The sequence below is a fragment of the Streptomyces sp. NPDC047042 genome, assembly GCF_040644035.1.
Taxonomy (GTDB): domain Bacteria; phylum Actinomycetota; class Actinomycetes; order Streptomycetales; family Streptomycetaceae; genus Streptomyces.
On record NZ_JBEYVP010000066.1, the window covers coordinates 1 to 20361 of the forward strand.

The 20361-nt window shown below is 70.6% G+C and carries 18 protein-coding genes; 5 read left to right on the plus strand and 13 right to left on the minus strand.

Going from position 1 to position 20361, the window contains the following annotated elements; genetic code table 11:
* Positions 1–139 precede the first annotated feature (139 nt).
* Entirely contained in the window at positions 140–1186 is a 1047-nt protein-coding gene (locus ABZ855_RS45310) for a glycosyltransferase (protein ID WP_360818916.1), read from the plus strand.
* A gap of 65 nt (positions 1187–1251) precedes the next feature.
* On the opposite strand, the gene ABZ855_RS45315 is transcribed toward ABZ855_RS45310, so the two are convergent.
* The gene (locus ABZ855_RS45315; RefSeq protein WP_360818919.1) at positions 1252–1923 is read right to left on the minus strand and encodes a hypothetical protein; all 672 of its coding nucleotides are present in this window, start codon (positions 1921–1923) and stop codon (positions 1252–1254) included.
* A gap of 125 nt (positions 1924–2048) precedes the next feature.
* On the opposite strand from ABZ855_RS45315, the gene ABZ855_RS45320 reads away from it, so the two are divergent.
* Together ABZ855_RS45320 and ABZ855_RS45325 are read left to right on the plus strand one after the other, a co-directional pair.
* Complete coding sequence (locus tag ABZ855_RS45320; protein ID WP_360818922.1) at positions 2049–4100, plus strand: O-antigen ligase family protein; 2052 nt, start codon at positions 2049–2051, stop codon at positions 4098–4100.
* Positions 4097–4999 carry a glycosyltransferase family 2 protein gene (locus ABZ855_RS45325; protein ID WP_360818925.1) on the plus strand — a complete coding sequence of 301 codons (903 nt, stop codon included), beginning with the start codon at positions 4097–4099 and terminating at the stop codon, positions 4997–4999. The genes ABZ855_RS45320 and ABZ855_RS45325 overlap by 4 nt, the downstream gene beginning before the upstream one ends.
* 105 nt (positions 5000–5104) lie before the next feature.
* Here ABZ855_RS45325 and ABZ855_RS45330 read toward each other — a convergent pair whose 3' ends face one another.
* The 12 genes from ABZ855_RS45330 to ABZ855_RS45385 form a co-directional block, all read right to left on the minus strand.
* A complete protein-coding gene (locus tag ABZ855_RS45330; RefSeq protein ID WP_360818928.1) occupies positions 5105–5773 on the minus strand; it encodes a lysophospholipid acyltransferase family protein in 669 nt (222 codons plus the stop codon).
* 194 nt (positions 5774–5967) lie between these two features.
* The gene (locus ABZ855_RS45335) at positions 5968–6954 is read right to left on the minus strand and encodes a class I SAM-dependent methyltransferase (protein WP_360818931.1); all 987 of its coding nucleotides are present in this window, start codon (positions 6952–6954) and stop codon (positions 5968–5970) included.
* On the minus strand, positions 6948–7625 hold the full coding sequence (locus ABZ855_RS45340; protein WP_319203182.1) for a class I SAM-dependent methyltransferase: 678 nt from the start codon (positions 7623–7625) through the stop codon (positions 6948–6950). The genes ABZ855_RS45335 and ABZ855_RS45340 overlap by 7 nt, the downstream gene beginning before the upstream one ends.
* Before the next feature lie 98 nt (positions 7626–7723).
* Positions 7724–8521 carry a glycosyltransferase family A protein gene (locus ABZ855_RS45345; protein WP_360818934.1) on the minus strand — a complete coding sequence of 266 codons (798 nt, stop codon included), beginning with the start codon at positions 8519–8521 and terminating at the stop codon, positions 7724–7726.
* Positions 8518–9660 (minus strand): hypothetical protein, encoded by a 1143-nt coding sequence (locus ABZ855_RS45350; RefSeq protein ID WP_360818937.1) that lies wholly within the window; start codon positions 9658–9660, stop codon positions 8518–8520. Before ABZ855_RS45350 ends, ABZ855_RS45345 begins: the two co-directional genes overlap by 4 nt.
* A 4-nt stretch (positions 9661–9664) precedes the next feature.
* Positions 9665–11218: a lipopolysaccharide biosynthesis protein gene (locus ABZ855_RS45355; protein WP_360818940.1), complete on the minus strand. Its 1554-nt coding sequence runs from the start codon at positions 11216–11218 to the stop codon at positions 9665–9667.
* The gene (locus ABZ855_RS45360) at positions 11181–12071 is read right to left on the minus strand and encodes a chain length determinant protein (RefSeq protein ID WP_360818943.1); all 891 of its coding nucleotides are present in this window, start codon (positions 12069–12071) and stop codon (positions 11181–11183) included. The genes ABZ855_RS45355 and ABZ855_RS45360 overlap by 38 nt, the downstream gene beginning before the upstream one ends.
* Positions 12072–12122: 51 nt before the next feature.
* A complete protein-coding gene (wecB, locus tag ABZ855_RS45365; RefSeq protein WP_360818946.1) occupies positions 12123–13256 on the minus strand; it encodes a UDP-N-acetylglucosamine 2-epimerase (non-hydrolyzing) in 1134 nt (377 codons plus the stop codon).
* A 3-nt stretch (positions 13257–13259) separates the two neighbouring features.
* Positions 13260–14519 carry a nucleotide sugar dehydrogenase gene (locus ABZ855_RS45370; RefSeq protein ID WP_360818949.1) on the minus strand — a complete coding sequence of 420 codons (1260 nt, stop codon included), beginning with the start codon at positions 14517–14519 and terminating at the stop codon, positions 13260–13262.
* Positions 14519–15289, minus strand: a complete 771-nt coding sequence (locus ABZ855_RS45375; protein ID WP_360818952.1) for a WecB/TagA/CpsF family glycosyltransferase — start codon at positions 15287–15289, stop codon at positions 14519–14521. Before ABZ855_RS45375 ends, ABZ855_RS45370 begins: the two co-directional genes overlap by 1 nt.
* Positions 15286–16452 (minus strand): hypothetical protein, encoded by a 1167-nt coding sequence (locus ABZ855_RS45380; RefSeq protein WP_360818955.1) that lies wholly within the window; start codon positions 16450–16452, stop codon positions 15286–15288. Before ABZ855_RS45380 ends, ABZ855_RS45375 begins: the two co-directional genes overlap by 4 nt.
* A gap of 285 nt (positions 16453–16737) precedes the next feature.
* Positions 16738–17337 (minus strand): acyltransferase, encoded by a 600-nt coding sequence (locus ABZ855_RS45385; protein ID WP_319203163.1) that lies wholly within the window; start codon positions 17335–17337, stop codon positions 16738–16740.
* A 268-nt stretch (positions 17338–17605) separates the two neighbouring features.
* Between ABZ855_RS45385 and ABZ855_RS45390 the strand changes: the two genes are divergently transcribed.
* Both ABZ855_RS45390 and ABZ855_RS45395 read left to right on the plus strand, forming a co-directional pair.
* Complete coding sequence (locus ABZ855_RS45390; protein WP_360818959.1) at positions 17606–18712, plus strand: FAD-dependent oxidoreductase; 1107 nt, start codon at positions 17606–17608, stop codon at positions 18710–18712.
* Between the two features lie 197 nt (positions 18713–18909).
* Positions 18910–20310: a cytochrome P450 gene (locus ABZ855_RS45395; RefSeq protein WP_360818962.1), complete on the plus strand. Its 1401-nt coding sequence runs from the start codon at positions 18910–18912 to the stop codon at positions 20308–20310.
* Positions 20311–20361: the final 51 nt, after the last annotated feature.

Genomic DNA, 20361 nt, shown 5'->3' on the forward strand with positions numbered 1-20361 from the left:
CCCCGCGGGGGGGGGGGGGGGGGGTCTGTCCACCACCCACACACCCACCCCAAAAAACAACAACCCCCCCCCCCCCCCCCCGGGGGGGCCCCCCCCCCCCCCGCCGCCCCCCCCCCCGCCGGGGATTGGCCTTACCCCGATGAGTACCGTCAGTGTTGTCATCCCCTGCTACAAGTACGGCCATTTCCTCGCCGACTGCGTGAGCAGCGTCCTGGACGAACAGGACGGCGTTGACGTCCGCGTACTCATCATCGACGACGCCTCGCCCGACGACTCGGCGGAGACCGCGCTCAAGCTCGCCGCCTCCGACTCGCGTATCCAGGTCCGCGTGCACGAAAGCAACAAGGGCCACATCGCCACCTACAACGAGGGCCTCCTCGAGTGGGCCGACGGCGACTACGTCGCCCTCCTCTCCGCCGACGACCGGTTGGTCCCCGGCGCACTGGTACGCGCCGCCGCACTCCTCGACGCCCACCCGGAGGCGGGCTTCGCCTACGGCCGCCCGCTGCGCTTCCAGCACGGTGGGCCGCTGCCCAAGGCCCGCACCAGCGGCACCGGTTCGGTCGTCTACCCCGGGCACTGGTGGCTCGAGCGCCGCTTCCGCGAGGGCACCGGCTGCATCACCTCGCCCGAGGTCGTCGTCCGCACCAGCCTGCAGCGCGAGGTGGGCGGCTACGACCCCGAACTTCCGCACGCCGGCGACATCGAGATGTGGATGCGGCTCGCCGCCCGCGCCGACGTCGGCCATGTACGCGGGGCCGACCAGGCCTTCTACCGCGTCCACGGCAACAACATGTCCACCACCGACTTCGGCGGCCAGCTCGACGACCTCCGCCAGCGCCTCGTCGCCTACGACTCCGTCCTCGCCAAGTGCTCCGACCTGCTGCCCCAGGCCGACCGACTGGCCGGCGCGGTCCACACCCGGCTCGCCCGCTTCGCGCTGCGCCGCGCCTACCGCGCCTACGACCGGGGGCGCACCGATGTCGTCCCGGTCGACGAACTCGTGGCCTTCGCCGAGGAGTGCCTGCCGGCGTACGAGTCACTGCCCGAGTACCGCGCACTGCGGCTCAGACAGCGGATCGGAGCGAAGACGATGCCGTATCTGCAGCCGCTGGTGTGGTCCGCCGTGGCCGAACGCGGGCGGGAGTGGCTGTGGTGGGAGTCGTGGAAGCGCCGCGGCATCTGATGCTCACGATCGACCCGACAACACCGGCCGCCCGGCGCCCTGTTGCCCTGCGCCCCGGTACGGGCTCAGCCCGCCACCGGGATCCCGCCGACCTCACCGAGCGGGGCCCGGGAGCCGTCCTTCCTGTTCCTGCGGCGCAACGCGTACTGGTCGAACCACAGCGCGCTCAGCAGCGCGGCGGTCGCACCCAGCAGAGCCGTACCGGCCACCGCCCGGCTCTTGGTGCCCTGTATCCGGGCGGCGCTGGGAGCGACCAGGACGGAGGCGTTGATCCGGGCCCCCGCCGAAATCCCCTGCGCCTCCTGGACGTCCGCCACATGCTTCGCGTAGACCTCGATGATCCGCCGGACCGTCGTGTCGGCCCCGACCGGGTCGGCCCCCCGCGCCTGCACCTGCAAGGAGGGGATCAGATACGCGGGCGTCGCGCTGGTACCGCTGTTGCGCGGGATCAGCTGGTACCTGCCGTGGACGCCGGCCGATGCCAACTCCCTTTGCCCGGCGGGCGACTCGAGCTGCTGGATGACCCCGTACGACAGGGTGGCGAGCGGCGGCTGGAGGTTCGTCAGCTGGTTGGGCTGGTTGCCCGTCACCGGCGGCTTGAGGACGACGACCGCCGAACTCAGGTACTGCGGCGCGGGGCGGAGCACCGGATAGGCCGCGGCGGCTGTCAGCAGGAGCGCGAGCACAAGCACATACCAGCGGCGGAGCAGCGCTTCGGCGACATCACGGGGCGACACGGGGATTCCTTCCGTCGGCACCGATCCTCGCAGGCGCGGGGACAGATCGCCACCGGATCACGACGCCTATGCTGGGCCGGAGCCCGGACGCACGGTCACGCGGCAACGGGCCGGGGGGAGAAACCATGAGCCTTGGCGACATCTGGGCGATCATGTGCAGGCGTTGGTACTTCATGGTGCCCCTCACCCTGCTCAGTCTCTTCGCGGGCGGATATCTGTACCGGACCATCCCGGTGTCCTACGAGTCGCAGAGTTCCGTCACCCTGCTCGACTCCACGGCGGTCGCCGATCTGGCCCCGACCTTCGGCAACCCCATATCGAACGCGGGCGGTTCGCTGGTCGTCACGGCCGACGTACTGATCAGAACACTCCAGTCGAGCGACGCGGCCAAGGAACTGCACTCCCGCGGCGTCACCGACCGGTACACGGTCGGCTTCGCACCCGAGGCCGACAGCCCGCTGCTCACCCTGGGCGTCACCGGCACCGACCGGGCGAAGGTGCTGCGGGAGACCACCACCCTCACCGAGTTCACCGGGGAGCAGCTCAAAGCCCTGCAGGCCGCCTCCAAGGTCCCGGCGAAGTACTCGGTGCAGGCGACGCCGGTCGTGCTGCCGCAGACCCCGGTCTCGCAGTCGAAGGCCCGGTACCAGAACATCGCCTCCGTCCTCATCGTCGGGATGGTCAGCGCGTTCCTGCTGTCCATCCTGGCGGAGGGCGTCGCGGTGGTCCGCCGCCGGGGACGCGCCCAGGCCGGATACGTTCCCCGACGCCATCGGGCCCAGCCCCCCGAACGGGAGCCCAGGGGCCTGCTGGTGCGGCGCCTGGACGCCACGACCATCCTCACCGGCTATCTGGTGCTGGCCTTCTTCGTCCCGTCGAACCTCACCCTGCCCGCGCTGGGCGGCGTCGGCACCCCGGCCAACGTCTTCGCCCTGCTGGGACTTCTCTGGTACCTCGCGACCTGGCTCGGCGGCCGTATCCGTCCCGCCGAGGGCACCCGGCTGCCCCGCGTGGCGATGTGCGTGCTCGCCGCGGCCGTACTGCTGGCGTACCTCGCGGACGCGACCCGCGACAGCTCCCACGAGGAGATCCTCGGGGCCGACCGGGGGCTCATCGGGCTCGGGGTGTGGGTGGCGCTGGTGGTGCTGGTGTCGGCCGGCATCCAGGAGCGCAGCCGCCTGGAGACCCTGATGCGGCGGCTCGTCGTCCTGGGCACGGTGGTCGCGCTGATCGGCTACTACGACTTCTTCGCGGCGACCAACATCGCCGACTCCATCCACATCCCCGGCCTGCAGTCGAGCACCGCCGGGATCAGCGCCATGGACCGCGGCTCGTTCACCCGGCCGCGCTCCACCACGGCCCACCCGCTGGAATTCGGCGGGATGCTGGCCATCCTGGTCCCCTTCGCCGTCCACCAGGCCTTCGACCCGGTACGCCGTCACGCCGGCGCGCTGCGCCGCTGGGGCCCCGTGGCGGTCATGGCGGGCGCGCTGCCGCTGACGGTGTCCCGGACGTCCATCATCGGCGCGGCCATCGTGATCCTCGTGATGGTGCCCCGCTGGAAGCCGGCGCGTCGCTGGGCCGCGATCGGGATCATCCTGACCTCGGTGGCCGGCTTCAAGGTGATCATTCCCGGGCTGATCGGCACCATCACCAACCTGTTCGCCACCTTCTTCGCCGGGTCCGACAGCAGCACCCAGGCGCGCACCGTGAAGTACAGCGCGATCGTCCCGTACCTCGAGGAACACCCCTGGTTCGGACGCGGATTCGGCACCTTCACCCCCGACCTGTACTTCTTCACGGACAACCAGTACATGCTGACCCTGGCCGAGATGGGGGTGGTGGGGCTCGTCGCGCTGCTCGTCCTGTTCGTGACCGGGATCCACACCGGCGGTGCCATCCGCCGCCTCGCCCGCACCGACTCGGACCGCGAACTCGGCCAGGCGTTCCTCGCCTCGGCGCTGGTCGCCCTGGTCATCAGCGCCACGTTCGACGCGCTCAGCTTCCCCATGTACGCGGGGATGTTCTTCCTGACCCTGGGGGCGGGCGGCAGTTACCTCGGTTTCATCCGCAAGGAGGCGGCCGAGGAGCGGGCAACGGCAGCGGCAGCCTCCGCGATCCCGGCTGCCCGTACGCCGTCCGACGCCAAGCTCCCCCAACTCGTGGAGTCCCGATGAGCCCCGTCGCCGTCATCGTCGTCACCTGGAACAGTGCCTCGGTGCTGCCCGGCTTCCTGGCCGCGCTGCCCGACGGCATGGCCGGCCTCGACTGGCGGCTCGTCGTCGCCGACAACGACTCCGCCGACGACACCGTCGAGGTCCTGCGGACCCTGGCCCCCGACGCCACGATCGTCCAGACCGGCCGCAACGCCGGGTACGCGGCCGGCGTCAACGCGGCGCTGGGCGCGGCCGGCGAGTACGGGACCGCACTCATCTGCAACCCCGACATCCGGATGCGGGAGGGCTGCGCGAAACGCCTGGTCGACAGTCTCGGCGAGGGCGTCGGGATCGCCGTACCCCTTCTCTACGAGGAGGGCAGCGACACCCCCCACCACTCCCTGCGCCGCGAGTCGAGTGTGACCCGGGCGCTGGGCGAGGCCCTCATCGGCAACACCCGGGCCGGACGCTTCCCCCGGCTGAGCGAGCTCGTCACCGACCCCGACGCGTATCGGCGGCCCACGCGCGCGGACTGGGCGACCGGCGCCCTCATGGCCATCTCGGGGGAGTGCGTGGCGGCCTGCGGCCTGTGGGACGAGTCCTTCTTCCTCTACTCGGAGGAGACCGAGTACTGTCTGCGCGCCCGGGACCGCGGCTACGCCACGCAGTTGGAGCCGACGGCCGAGGCCGTACACCTGGGAGGCGACTCTCAGGTCTCCCCGTACCTCTGGACCCTCCTCACCCTCAACCGCGTCCGCCTGTACAGCCGGCGCCACGGCCCGCTGGCCACGCTGGCCTTCCGCACAGCGGTCCTTCTCCGCGAAACCTCCCGTGCGGCCCTGGGCCGCCCGGCCGCCCGAGCGGCGGCAGCCGCCCTGGCCCGCCCGGGCGCCCTGGGCGAGACGCCGGGCCCGGCCTAGGAGCGCGGGAACGCCGCCGGAAGTACAGGGGCGAGAACACGAGCGAAAGCGTTCCCTGCCGGTCCGGTCACGAGGTTGAGCTACCGCAAGGTGACCGCCGCATGCCTAGGCGGGGTGAGCCGGGGCGGTCGGGGAGGCCAGCTGGTTCACCGCTTGCTGCCAGGCGTGCCGCACGGCCGTGTGCAGGCGCGCGGTGGCGGTGGAGAGGTCGCCGGTGAGGTGGATGGGGTCGGCCAGGTGGACGTGCAGGGCCGGGCGGCGCAGCGGCGCGGTGAGGAGGCCACCGATCTGCTTCGGCACGCTGCCGGAGATGATCCGGCGGGCCCCGGCATGGCCCAGCGGGACAACCGGGGCTCCCGTGGCGAGCGCGAGGCGGGCGACGCCGCTTCGAAAGGATTCGGGGGCGCGGTCGGCGGAGTCCCCGCGCCGTGGAATGCGGCCTTCGGGGTAGATCACCACGACCCGGCCGGCGGCGAGGGCCTGGGACGCGAGGTCGAGCGCCGCCGCCGCGTGACGGCTCCCTCGATACACCGGTATGTGGCCTTCCCGGGTGAGGAAGCGACCGAGGACAGGGACTCTCCACAGTCCGGCGGCGGCGAGAACGACGGGCTCGGTGCCCAGGCCGCGCAGCGCGGTCAGGACGACTCCCGGATCGATCAGCGCGGTGTGGTTGGGTGCGACGACACTGCCGGGGGCGATGGAGCCGACCGAACCGGTGGTCACGGTCAGCCGGCCGAGAGCGGGGACCACGGTGCGGGCGATGGCGGTGAGCACGAGCTGCGGCTCCTTCGGTGCCTCGAAAGCCGGACGGTGCCCGGCGGGTATGTGATCGGCATCGTGACATCCGGGATTCCGCGCCGCATGAGTACGGGTACTCACAGACGGCCGGCGTTGGACGCCATTCCGTCAGCTGTCCCGGCCGGAGCCGAAGCCGAGTCCCGCACGACAGGAACTCGGCTTCGGAATTCCTAACCCGCAGCAGTGCGGGGCCGGCACACCATGGCCACGAAATCGTGCCCCACATCAGAAAGCACCGCGTCCTCCGCGGCGAAACACCGCTCCAGGAGCGCCGGCGTCCCCGGCTCCTGGTCGAGGAAGTTGTGCGCGATCCCCGAGAACGCGATGTGCAGCACCGTCCCCCCGTACGGCCGCTCCTCCACGACGTCGAACTCACGCCGCAGGCCCGGCAGCAACGCCCCCGCGTCAACCGCCTCCGAGGGATCGTCCAGCACCATGGAAAGCCTGCTCGGCCGTACCACCCGGCGCTTGATCCTGCCGTCCGCAAGGCGCCTGCGCTCCTCGGGAAGCTGTGCCAGCAGCTCGTTCGCCGCCGCCAACTGGCCGTCGGTCCACTGGAACCGGGTCGGGCCGACGAACTCGTCGACCACGAACGTGCCGTTGGGCTCGAGCAGTTGGGCCAGCCGGGGCAGGGTCTCGTCGAGGTCGTCGAAATGGTGCAGCGACTGCAGACCGAGCAGTACGTCGAAGCGTTCCCCGTCGCTGGTCATCCGGTTGACGTCACTGACCCGGAAGCGCAGGACATCGGCGAGGCCGTGCTCGGCGGCGGCGCGGGTGGCGAAGTCGATCCGCTCCTGCGCCACGTCCACGCCCTCCAACAGGCCGAACGCGCCGGTCTTCGCCCACAGCAGTTCGTTTCCGCCGGTGCCGCACCCCAGCGACAGACCGCGCAGATCGGTGCGTGGCGCGAAGTGCTCGGCGGCCACGTACTCGGGAAAGGAAGTTTCGGGATCCCCGGTCATCAGAAGGTTCCACCGTCTGACGACCGCCGGTATCGCCCACCATTCGGTGAGCGAGGGATCGACCCGGGACCAGTGCTGAACGACTCGCGCACCGCCACGCACCCGTAACTTGGCCAGTACCGGGTCGAGTTCTAATCGCCGTACCTTGCGCAGTAACCGGTCCGCGTCATGTCTGTTGATCAGATTGTTCAGCATACGGGCTCCGTTCTGACGGCTATGAGTGACTTCGGGGCACCGAGCACCCGCTCGCTGAGGAGCACCGAACCGGGGAACAGATAGCGCATCTCGGTGCGGGTCAGCAGCTCGATGTTGATCACCGCGTCCATCGCCGACTCAGGACTGTCGGGACGGCTGTGGACGAGCGGCCAGCGCCGCACGAGGCGGGCCCTGGCGGCGAGCGGCAGGAACTGGAAGCCGGGAGCCACGAAGTGCGGCTCGACGGGGAAATAGCGGTACGGCGTCTGGATCCAGTGCAGCGGCGCCAGCGACTCGACGGCCGCGACGAACTTCCGGCGCTGGCTGTGGCCACCCACGTGCTCGATGGTCGAGTTGGAGAACACCAGGTCGTAGCCGCCGGTGGCGCTCAGTTCGGCGGCCACCGCCTCGTCGGTGACGTCGGCGACCTCCGCGGTGATCCAGTCGGGCAGTTCGGCGGGGTGTTCCGCCAGGTTGATCAGGTGGACGTGCTTGGCGCGCACCGGCGCGCGCAGCCACATCTCGGCCGTGCCGCCCAGGTCCACGACGCTCATGTTCTCGATACCGGGGAAGCAGCGCCGGAACCGCTCCCAGCGGGCGATGCGCATGCGTTCGCCCAGCGAGCCGGGCGCGTCGACGAACTTGTTGCGGAGGGCGCGGGAGCGGGCCATGGGATCAACCACCTGTAGTCGGAACTAGCGGAACGAGCGGAACGAGCGGAACGAGCGGGGAGCAACGGTTGGCGGGGCCGGCCGGATTCATCCGGCAGTCACCACTGGGTGTAGAAGCTGGCCGGGTTCATCAGATACCGGACCGTGGGGTACGGCACATGAAGGACCCGGTGCCTTCGGCCGTACCGGCGGATCAGCTCCCAGTCCTCCCGGGGCATCACCTCCGGTGTCCGGCGCAGGCGGCTGAAGTGCAGGGAGCTGTTGCGGCGGGCGACGAAGGCGTTGGTGTCGAGGAAGGACTCGCGGGCCGCCCTGCGCCGGTCGAAGGGCACCGACAGGACGTCCTGTTCGCTTCCGTCGGGCAGGACGCGCCGCAACGCCGTGTAGACGCCGGCGGGTCCCCCGGGGGAGTCCAGGACCGCCAACGCCCGTTCCAGATGGTCGGGTTCCCACAGGTTGTCGTCGTCCAGGAACGCCACGTACCGCGAGCCGCTGAGGCGGATGCCCACATTGCGCACCACCCCCGCCACGCCGGTGTTGTGTGCCAGAGACACGGCGAACAGCCTGGGATCGGCGGGGAGTTCGGGCAGTCCGGCGCCGTCGTCGACCACGATGACGACCTGGTCGCGAACGGTCTGGTCCAGCGCCGAGCGCACCGCGGCACGCAGCGCCTCGGGACGTCGGTGGGTGGCGATCACCGTGGCGACCAGGGCGGTGGGCGGCGACGGCAGGGAGGCGGCCAGCCGTCGGGTCTCGGCGTCCTCGAGCCGGCGCAACCGCACCGCGGTGGGCGCCAGCAGAATCTTGTTCCTGGCCTCGAACAGCACCAGCCAGCCGAACAACGCCTTGAGCAGCGACCAGGGCGCCCGTGCGACCCGGCGCGCGGCGCCGCTCACGACGCCGGCTCCGGCTGGACCAGGCGGCCGTCGGACATCCGGTTGTTGCTCCACACGTTTCCGGCGCCGCCCGCGTTCCAGTGGGCGACCACGCCGTATCCGCCGGACGCGGGGTGGTACTCGGTGGAGAAGATGTTGTCGGTGACCCTGATCCCGGTGGCGCCGGTGCTGCCGCCGTAGAGGGCGTACGCGCCGCCCGCTATCCAGTTGTCGTCCACGGTGACGTTGCGGACCACCCCGGTGTCCGCGAACAGGCCGATGCTGCCCGACGCCCCCTGCTTGAGGCTGGTCGCGTTGAGCAGGGTGTTGTGGCGGATGATCAGCTGCCCGGTGTTGCCGCCGCCGCTGATCACCGTGTTGGTGTGCTGCCACTCACCGCCCAGGTTGATGAACGGGACGATGTCGTGCACGTAGTTGTCGTGCAGGTTTCCCTGCCCCATGGACAGGGCGTCGCCGAACACCGACACGTCGCACCAGCCGACCTCGATGGAGCTGACCCCCATGTTCGACACCGCGTAGTCCACGCCGCCGTTGTCGGGCCCCTTGCCGGGCACCGCCGTGATGGTGGAGTGCAGGACCTTCAGACCGCTGTACCCGGGCCGCAGGTTGATGCCCCACCAGCTGTTCGAGGTGATCTTGGAGTCGATGACGGTGACGTTGTTCGCGTAGATGTCGAGCGTGCCGGTGATGTCCCAGCCCCGGATGACGAGCCCGTCGGTACGGATGGCCCAGTACCCGGTGTTGTGGGGCTTGAGGGCGATGCGCGGACCGGTGCTGTCGGCGTCCGGGAAGCCGCAGTCGCCCGGAGAGGCGCACTTGCTCCTGGCCGCCGGGGCGGCGGACGCACTGCCGGTGGCTTTCGGCGGGGTCGGCTTCCCGGCCGGGGAGGGCTTCTTCGCCGGGGTCGGCGTCGCCGTCGGGGACGCCGAGGGGGAGGGGCGGACCGTGGCCTCGCCGACCGTCGCCGACGGCGTGGCACTCGGCGACGGCGACGACCTGCTCGTACGGCAGGTCGGCCCGTCGTCCGCGCAGCCCTGAGACGTGGACCGGTCCGGTCCCGAGCAGGCCACTCCCAGGACCGCCAGCAGGACCGCGAGCAGCAGTCCCGCGAGGGAGTTGCGGCCGATGCGCCGTGACATCAGGTCACCTCAAGTCCTTCTGGGCGGGCCGGACCGGTGCGGAGGACCGGTGCCGGCCGCGATGGGGCCGGTCGCCGCGGCCGACGCCGCGCAGGAAGTCGCGGCTGGGCAGGACGCACAGCGTGTAACCGGCCAGGGCGATCGTGCTGATGGCGAGGAGGGCGAGCCGCCCGTCGCCGAGCAGGCGCTGCAGGCCGAGGACGATCGCGGCCATCACGACCCCGCCGAAGAAGGGCCACGCGCAGGCCATGGCGACCCGGCCGGCCCCGATGCCGCCCCGGCTGAGGGCGACCAGGAACACCGGCACCACCAGGCCGCCGGCGACCAGGACATGGGCCTGGGAGACCCCGACGATGCCGTTCGTCCGGGCGGCGACGAGCAGCACCGGGATCAGGGCCACCAGCCACAGGCCCTGCACCATGAAGAGCGACCGGCGCTGCCCGATGGCGACCAGGCAGTCGTACGCCAGTTCACTGCCGATCCTGATCAGGCCGAGCACCATCAGCCAGGGCAGCGCCGAGGCGGCGGGCCCCCACTGGCTGCCGTAGATCGTCTCGATGGCCGGTTCCGCGAGACAGGCCAGCAGGACGCACAGCGGGACGGTGCCGGTGACCACCACGCCCAGTGCCCGGCTGAAGCCCTGGGCGAGCGCCTGCGGCGTCTCGGCCAGCCGGGAGAAGCCGGCGAAGGAGACCCGGCGGGCGGCCTCGGAGATGATCCGCACGGGCCAGCCGGACATGTTGAAGGCGAGGACGTAGTAGCCCAGAGCCACGTTGCCCAGCGTCGCGCCGACCACCATCGTGTCGACGTTGACCACCCCGAGGGCCAGCATGCTCGCCCCCGCCAGCGGCAGCCCGAACCTGAGCAACGCCCGGGCCTGGTCGGGGTCCCAGCCGAACTTCAGGGTGCCCGGCGCCGCCAGGGCGCAGCCGATCAGCGCCACGACGTTCCCCGCCACGGCACCCCAGGCGAAGCTCATCGCGCCCCAGCCCGCGAAGGCCAGCAGCAGCGTCACCGCGGTGCTGGCCACGAAGTTGAGCGCGTCGATGACCATCCGCTTGCCCTGGGCGAACTCCCGGGTGAGGAAGCCGGCCGGTACCTGTGCGATCCCGTCGATCACCACGCACAGGCACATCACCCGCAGCACGCCAGCCGCGTCCGGCGAGCCGAGCAGGCCCGCCACCGTGGGCGCCGCCGCGAACAGCGCCACGTACAGCAGGCCGCTGGACAGGGCGCTGAGGGTCAGCACGGTCGGCGCGAACCGCCGTGCGTCGCCCTCCCAGCGCACGATGGCCAGGCCCACGCCCAGCTCGTTCGCGGACAGCAGGACCAGCAGCACCGTCTGGGAGATGCCGTAGACGCCCCATTCCGCCGGTCCGAGGGCGAAGCGCGCCAGCAGGATGCCGGTCGCGAAGTTGCCCAGCCGCATCACGACCGTGTTGATCAGGCTCCAACGGGCCGCCGAGCGGACCTTGGTGCCCAGGGAAGCGGGCGCGGGCGGAGCGGGAGTGCCGCTCGGTTCAGCGGTCTCGCTGTCCGGTGTGCGAACGCTGTCCATGAGTCGACTCCTCGTCGAGCGGCTCGGCGGCGGGTGCCACGACCGTCGTGGTCCGCCCCGCTCTCGGCTCCGTGGCAGATCTGTTCCCGGCGGACCGCGCCCAGGCGGGCGGGGTGCGCAGAGCGATCGTCTGTTCCGCGACCGACTCCTCGGTCACCGACCGGGCGGCGGTGACCTTGACCTCGGCCGCCGGCGTCGGCGCCGGCTCGGGGACCTCGACCGGCGGCGCGGCCTCCTCCGGTTCCGCCGCCGGACGGGTCCGGCGGCGCGCCTCCACGTAGAAGACGGCGACCAGGCTCAGCACCAGGCCCAGGCCACCAGCCATGATCATGTACTCGAGCCGGGTCTTGGTCTGTGCCGCCGGCGGCTGCGGGACCACGATCGTCATCATCTGGATCATGGCGTTCGGCGCGACCTTCTGCTGCTCCTGGAACTGCTCGAGGCGGTCCTTGGCGTACGCGGTCAGAATGCGGTCCGAGGCCAGGGTCCTGGCCCTGCTGGTGCCGGTGACCGTCAGCCACATGAGCGGCCCCTGGGCGTTGTCCGCGATCTTGGCCTCGAACGTACCGGTGGCACCACGGGACTTGAGCTCCCGGACGGAGTCGTCGGAGTTGAGGTTGCGGGCCAGGCTGTCGGCCATGCCGGTGAGCGAGGTCTGGGTGCTGAGGAACGGGTTGCCGCCGTAGGCGACAGTGGCCTTCGGGGAGTTCAGCAGCTGGACCGTGCTCTGCGACTGATAGGTGACCGGAACCAGCATCACCACGGCGGCCACCAGACCGGCGGTCAGCAGCAGCCCGGGCAGCAGGACGTACCAGCGCCTGCGCGTGACCCGGAAGATCTCAGCGAGATCCATGGCGGTCCCCCCTTACGGCCAAATGTTCAACGAGCATGTGTTTCAAGCGGATCATATGGGGAATGTGCGGTCCGCGGTTCCCGGCTGGTCGGTCGGTCTGAGCCGGGTGCTCGCTGTTCCCCCCTCCAGCAGCACATCGGCGATCCGCTCACTCGCGCGGCCGTCCCACAGTTCGGGCCGGCGCGGCGCCGGCGGAGCGTCCAGAACCCCGTTCACGGTGGACACGATGCGCGCCGGATCCCGGCCCGCCAGCACATTGGTGCCCTGCTCCACGGTGATCGGCCGCTCGGTGTTGTCCCGCAGCGTCACACACGGCACGCCCAGCGCGGTGGTCTCCTCCTGGACGCCGCCGGAGTCCGTCAGCACCACACGCGCGGAGTCCTGCAGGGCGATGAAGTCCAAGTATCCGGCGGGCGGTACGAGCCGGATGCCGCCCGGCACCCCGATGGCGGCCAGCCGCTCCGCCGCCCGCGGATGCACGGGCAGCACGAGCGGAAGGCGGCCCGCGATCTCCCCCAGGGCCTTCAACAGCCCGGTGAGCACCTCGGGATCGTCCACGTTGGCCGGCCGGTGCAGGGTGACGAGTCCGTACTCGCCCTTGGTCAGGCCGTGTTCGGCCAGGACGGCCGAGGCCCTGGCCCGCTCCAGGTTGGCCAGCAGCGTGTCGATCATGACGTTGCCGACCAGGTGGATCTGGTCCTCCCGGTAGCCCTCCGCGCGCAGGTTGTCGACGGCGTCGGGGGAGGGGGCCAGCAGATAGTCGCTGACCCGGTCGGTGGCGACGCGGTTGACCTCCTCCGGCATGCTCCAGTCGCGGCTGCGCAGCCCGGACTCGACATGGGCCAGCAGCGGCCCCGCCTTGGCGGTGACCAGGGCGCAGGCCAGGGTGGAGTTGATGTCGCCGACCACGACGACGATGTCCGGGGACACCTCGCCGATGAGCGGCTCGAACGCGGTCATCACCCGTCCGGTCTGCTCGGCGTGGCTGCCCGACCCGACCCCGAGGAAGCGGTCGGGCGGACGAATGCCGAGGTCGGCGAAGAACACGTCGTTCATGGCCGGGTCGTAGTGCTGGCCGGTGTGGACGAGGATCACCTCGGCGCCCCGGCGTTCCAGGGCGTCCATCACCGGTTTGATCTTCATGTAGTTGGGGCGCGCGCCGGCGACGCAGACGATTCGCGGCATGGTTCAGAGCACCTCGATCGTGGGTCCCGACGACAGCCGCCGACGGCAGTCGAGGACGAAGGGAGCGTGTTCGGCCACGAGTTCGTAGTCGAAGCTGTCGTGGTCGGTGAGCAGGACCACCACATCGGCGGCCGCCAGCTCCTCCTGGGTCGGCTCGACCCGCACCAGGCGGCTGTCCACCGGCAGACTCTCGACCACGTGCGGGTCCGCCGCCCTGACCTGGGCCCCCATGTCGAGCAGCAGCTGGGAGATGCGCAGGGCGGGCGACTCGCGGGCGTCGCCGGTGTTCTTCTTGTACGCCAGGCCCAGCAGCAGGATGCGCGAGCCGTTCACGGACCGGCGTCTCTCGTTGAAGAGGTCGCTGATGCGGCGCGCCACGTACTCGGGCATGTGGTTGTTGATGTCGTTGGCCAGCTCCACGAAGCGGAAGCTCTGCCCGAGTTCGCGCTGCACCCGCCAGGACAGGTACGAGGGGTCGATCGGCAGGCAGTGGCCGCCGACGCCCGGTCCGGGCGTGAACTTCATGAACCCGAACGGCTTGGTGGAGGCCGCGTCGATGGCCTGCCAGACGTCGATGTCCAGATGGTGCGCGAACATCGCGATCTCGTTGACCAGCGCGATGTTCACATGCCGGAAGGTGTTCTCGAGGAGCTTGGCGAGCTCGGCCTCCTTCGGCGAACTCACCGGCACAGTGGTGTCGACGAGCCCGGCGTAGAAGTCCTGAACGGCCTTGAGCGAGGCCTCGTTGACCCCGGACACGACCTTCGGCGTCTCCTGGAAGCCCCAGACGGCGTTGCCGGGGTCGATCCGCTCAGGGCTGTACCCGAGGTGGAAGTCGACGCCCGCGGCCAGGCCCGAGCCGTCCTCCAGGATCGGCGCGAACAGCTCCTGGGTGGTGCCGGGATAGGTCGTCGACTCGAGGACGACGGTCGCCCCGGGGCGCAGATACCGGGCGAGGGTGACCGCCGAGTCCTTGATGTAACGGAGATCGGGAGTCCCCTCGTGCAGCGGAGTCGGCACGGTCACCACGGCGACGTCGAAGCCGCCGCAGTCTCGGGCCGACTCGCTCGGTCTGTACGAGCCGTTGTCCAGAGCCGCTCTGATCCGTTCGGAGGAGACGTCCTCGACGAAGGACTCACCGGCGGCCAGTGTCTTGACCCGGCGGGCGTCGACGTCGTAGCCGATCACCTCGTGTCCGACCTCGGCGGCGCGGATGGCCAGCGGCAGGCCGACGTATCCCTGTCCGACCACGACGACGCGCATCAGTGACTCCTGTTCGCGGAGGCGGTTGACGGGGTGGGCCGTACGAGCTCACGCGCCGTCATGAAGAGGAAGGCAGCATTGGTGGTGAGGTAGCGCCGGCCGAGGCGGCGCGGTTCCTGCAGCGCGCGGTAGAGCCACTCGACTCCCAGCCGCTGCCAGCTCTCGGGGGCCCGCTTGGTGATGCCCGCGAGGATGTCGAAGGAGCCGCCGACGCCGTGCACGACGCGGGCGCCGGTGCGTTCGCCGTAGGCGGCGGTGAAGATCTCCTTCTTCGGCGAGGTCATGCCGAGGAACAGCATCTGGGCGCCGCTTTCCGCGATCGCGCCCGCGATGGCTTCCTGCTGGGAGTCGTCGAAGTAGCCGTTGCGGCTGCCGGCCACCTTCAGGCCGGGGAAGCGGTCGGCCACCCGGCGCAGCATCTCCTCCAGCACCTCCTCCTTGGCACCGAGGAAGTACACGGACATGCCCGCCGACTCCGCCTCGGCCAGCAGCCGCAGGAACAGGTCGATTCCTGCCACGCGTTCCGGCAGCGGGGCGCGCAGCACCCGGCCGGCCCAGACCACGGCCTGTCCGTCGGCGACGACGAGATCGCAGCCCGAAACGGCGTCCGCGAGGCGCTGGTCGCGCCGCATGTTCACCAGCTTCGCGGCGTTGACCACCCCGATCTCCAACTGCCGCCCGTCACGGACCGCTTCGAGGCAGCGCTCGACGGTCTCGTCCATGGTCAGCGGATCCAGTTCGACCCCGAACAGGGTCTGACGCCCGCTCATATTCGTCCCCCCTGCCAGGCGTGGAGCATCCAGCCGAATTCGTACGGCCGGCATTCGCGGTCCACGGAGAGGGGGCGGTACACCCGGTCCAGGGACTTCAGCCGGAGGCTCGGGGCGACCCGGGTGCCGAGGCCCCGGGCGGCGCGTACGGCCTTCTTCGGGTCGCCCCGGTAGACCTTGCGCCAGGTGACGCCGAGCTCGTCGAGGATCATCGGTTCCTCGTGACCGGCGGCCAGTTCGGGCACGTCCGTCATCCAGCGCAGGCCCTTGCGGATCGACGCGCCGAAGTCGCTGCCACCGGCGTCGGCCAGGTCGAACAGCGCGGTCGGTGCCATCGCGTGCTGGTGCACGCTGTAGACCGGGTAGCCCTCGACGACACCGCCGGTGCGGGCGTCGTAGTGCCACCACCACTGGCCGCCGTCGCCCTGCAGCTCGCAGATGCGGGCCGCGCACGCCTCGGATGCCGCCAGCGCCTCCGGATCGCCCGCTCCTTCACCGCTGGCGTGCGCCAGGGCCAGGGCCTGGATCGGGTACGTCTGGTCGGCGAAGCAGCTCACATGGGACCGGAACCACGGCACCAGGCCCGGCGCGGTGGCGTGCGGGAAGAGCGGGCTGTTGCCGATCCGGGCCCGCAGCAGGCGGTCGCGAGCCGCGGTGAAACGTCTCTCCACGTCGACCGTGTGGCGAGCCGCAGCCAGGGCGGACAGCACCCAGGCCGCCTCCACGGTGTACTGCGGCCGGCCGTCCTCGTCGAGGGCGTCGACCCGCGCGAGGGCGTCGGACAGCTTGGGATGGTCGGTCTCGGCGGCGGCCCAGGCGATGAGCGCCGCGTCACCGAGGTTGGTCACCGAGGGCAGCGACTCGACCAGCAGACCCGCGAACTCCTGGGCCGTGTGCCCGCCGAGCACCGCACGCTGGCGGTCCTCGGGCAGGAACCGGGCGCCCAGCACGGTGATCGCCGCGTACCGGGTACTGGTGCCGCGCCGCTCGAGGGTCCAGGAACCGTCGGGTGCCTGTCGCCCGGCCATGGTGAAGACAAAGGCTTCGCCCCCGGGAAGAAGCATCGACGGCAGCCCCGACTCGGCGACGGCCAGCAGCCGTTGGGCGAGCGGAAGCAGCGTCGGTTCCTCATGACCGAGCGCTGCCATACGTGTGATGGTCATGGTTTGGGCACACCAACCCCCCTGTGGGTCCTGTGTTCTGAGCAGACTGGTGATCACCGCGGCACGAATGGGCACACGGTGGAAGGCGGATGCCGGACGCCGGACGTCAGGCGTCAGACATCAAGCGTCGAAGCGGTTGTCGCTCCTGGCTCTGGGCACAGGCGTGTCCACCCGGTAACCCCCCCTGGGCACTGGTTCGTGTGCTCATTGTGCTGTGTCTGCATAGTTCGCACACATGTTATGCCTGTAGATGTTCGAAGATTTGCGTTTTGTGGGATGTGGGCGTCAGGCCCGCTCGACGAGTTCGCCGTCCTTCTCGTCGTACAGCGCGCCCGTCTCGGGGCACTCCCACCCGCCCGGCTCGCCCTCCCGCTCGGTCAGTCGTACGCCCGCCCGGCCGACCCAGCCGATCCGGCGCGCCGGAACGCCGGCCACGAGTGCGAAGTCCGGCACGTCCCGGGTCACCACGGCGCCCGCCGCGACGAGCGCCCAGCGGCCGATGCGCACCGGCGCCACACACACCGAACGGGCCCCCACGGACGCCCCTTCGGCCACCACCACCGCCACGGCCTCCCAGTCGCCGCCGCGCTTGAGCCGGCCCTCCGGGTCGACCGAGCGGGGGAAGTAGTCGTTGGTGAAGACCGCCGCCGGGCCGACGAACACCCCGTCGCCGAGCACCGCCGGTTCGTAGACCAGCGCGTAGTTCTGGAGTTTCACGTTGTCGCCGATGCGTACGCCCGGGCCGACATACGCTCCCCGGCCGACGATGCACCCGCTGCCCAGTCGGGCGTCCTCCCGTATCTGGGCCAGGTCCCAGACCGTGGTCCCGTCGCCGATCGTGGCCGTTTCGTCGACCTGGGCGGTCGGCTGGATCCTGGAGCTCACCTGGTTGAACCTTTCTGCTCGCGGGGCAACAACCGTGCCTTCACGGGATCACCATACTTATGCCGAATCAACGGGCAACGGGGGCAGGTATCCGGTCGTACCCGACCGCATCCGGTCGTAGGTGTCCTGAACGCGGCCTCGTTCACAGAATGCGCACAGAAGTTCATCGGATCTTTAAGTTTCAAGCGCTACGCTCGGCGGCAGTCGAGTGGCCGATGGCGCCCACACGCCCGGTGCTCGCTCCCCCCACAGGCACAGGAGATCCGGCGTGCAAGACGGCGACGTAGTGGTGATCGGCGGCGGCTATGCCGGCGTACGGCTGGCGAAAAGACTGGATGACACGGCACGCGTCACGCTGGTGGACCGCAAGGAGGTCTTCTTCCACCGTATTGCCTCCCTGCGCGCCGGAGTTCACCCGGAATGGACCGTCACGCCGTTCATTCCGTACGACCGGCTGCTGCGCAACGGCCGGGTGGCCGTGGGCAAAGCGGTCCGCGTCGACACCGACGCGCGGCAGGTGACGCTGGCCTCGGGCGAGATCCTGCCGTACGACGTGGTCGTGATCGCCACCGGCGCCGACTACCCGGAACCGGCCCGGTTCACCGGCACCACCGTCGAAGAGGCCGCGCAGTCGTTCGCCGCGCACCAGCGGAACATCGCCGCCGCGGAACATGTCCTCGTGGTCGGTGGCGGACCCTCGGGCGTCGAACTCAGCGCCGAGATCCGCCTGGCCCGCCCGGACGCCCGGGTCACCCTCGCCCACGCCGGGCCGGCGCTGCTGCACTCAACGGGCAGTGAACGGGCCGGGAACAGGGCCCGCGCCTGGCTGGAAGCGCATGGTGTGGAGGTCCGGCTCGACTCCTTCATGTCGCCCGGCAACGACTTCAACACCTACCGCGACACCCATGGCAACATCATCGACGCCGACCGCTCCTTCTGGGCCACGGGCACCACGCCCAACACGTTCTGGCTGCGCATGGCGGGACACAGCGACTGGCTGAACTCCTCCGGGCATGTGAAGGTCGACCGGACGCTCCGCGTCGAGGGCCGGCCGGACGTGTTCGCCGTCGGTGACGTGAACGACGTCAGCAGGCTCAAGATCACCCCCGTCGCGCTCGCCCAGGCGGACCTCGCCGTCCACAACATCCGCGCCTACCTGCAGAGTTCGGGCAGGCATCGCAAACACCCCCGCCTCTACCGGCCGGTCCACCGCACCCCGCTCGTCGTGCCGTTCGGGCCCGCCGACGGAGTGACCATGGTGCCCGTGCCCGGCGGCGAGACCGCGGTCCTCGGCGGCCGTACCGCCACCCTGGCCAAGGCCAAGACCCTCATGACCCCCTACATGCGGCGCCAACTCGGCTACACGGCAGCCTGAGCCCGCCTTTTGGACGGAGGAGTGGAGGCCGAGTGAAGGCTTCGCGGGGGCCGCGTGGAAATTGCCTGCGGTAAATTCGTGAACGCGGGTCGCGCCCCCGTTGTTACTACGCCGTACCCCTGAGGTAGGGTCCCCCCGTTTCCAACTACCGGCTGAACGTAGGCCGGTACGGGGAGTGTTGGAGGGGCGGCGAGACGATGAATTCTCAGTGGGCCGACGGCGGATCCGTGGACCTGGACGGCACACGGCTGGAGGAGCTGACACCTGAACCGCTGCTGACCAGGGACTACGAGACGCGCCCCTCGCTCGTGTACGAACGGCTGAGGCAACAGCACGGCCCGGTCGCACCGGTCGACCTGCTCGGCGTGCCCGCCTGGCTGGTCCTGGGCTACCAGGAGTCGCTCCAGGTCCTCCAGGACGACGACGGTTGGCCGAAGGGGCTCGAGAAGTGGCGGGCCCGCTCGGAGGGGAGGGTGCCGGCGGACTGGCCGCTCGGGCCTTCCCTCGAGGTCAACCATGTGCTGATCCAAGGCGGTCCCGGCTACCGCCCGTTGAGGGCCGCGTGGGACGTGGCGCTGAAACCCTTCCAGGACCCGGGCCACCCCCAGGCGCGGGCGCTGAAGCGGGCCGTCACCGCCTACTCCGACGAACTGATCACCTTGATGGGGCAGGGCGGCGGCACGGGCCTCGCCGACCTGTCCGCCCAGTTCTCCCGGCCCCTGCCGCTGATGGTGGCCAGCCGTCTGCTCGGCTTCCCCGGTTCGCAGGGCGACGACGCGCTGATGGACATGTGGCGGGTGCTGGACGCGGGCCCGGACGCGGAGCCCGCCCTGGAGCGGCTGCTGGCGACGCTGGCCGAACTGGCGGAGGCGAAGCTCAGGACACCCGGCGACGACTTCCCCTCCTACCTGATAGCCGCGCACCCCGGGCTCTCCGTCGACGAACTGGCCCGGGAGCTGTTCATGCTGCTGGGCATGACCTCCGACCACGTCGGCATCCTGGTGTCCAACACGGTGGTCGAGGTCATCTCGGGCGAGGGCACCGTGCGGGCCAGCCTCTCCGCGGGCATGGTCAGGGAGACCATGAACCGCGTGGTCATGCGCAAGCCGCCGCTGGTCAACTTCGTGCCCCGCTTCGCGGCGAAGGACACTCGGCTGGGCAACTACACGATCCGCGCGGGCGACCCGGTGTGGGTCTCCTCCGCTGCGGCGCACGCCGACCCCCTCTTCGCCAAGAACGTGTGCCCGAGCACCACGGTCAGCACCCGGGCCCACCTCTCCTGGGGTGCCGGCCCGCGCCAGTGCCCGGCGCGCGAACTCGCCTCGACGGTCGCGGCGGTCGGAGTGGGCCGCCTGTTCGAACGGTTCGTCAACCTGGAACTGGCCCTCCCAGTCGACCAACTCCCGTGGCGCTCCTCGCCGTTCATGCGAGGCCTGCGGTCCCTGCCCGTGCGGTACGAACTCGCCGCGCTGCCCGAGCAACGGCTGGCGTACGACCCCTCGACCCAGTCGGCCGAACCGGAACTCCCGGACCCGTCGGCCCGCCAGCGCTCCTCGCTGTGGCGCTACCTGACGGGCCTGATCCGCACCGGCCGCTGAACGACACCCCCGGCACCGCTGGACGCGTCGCCGGGGACAAGGCACCCTGTC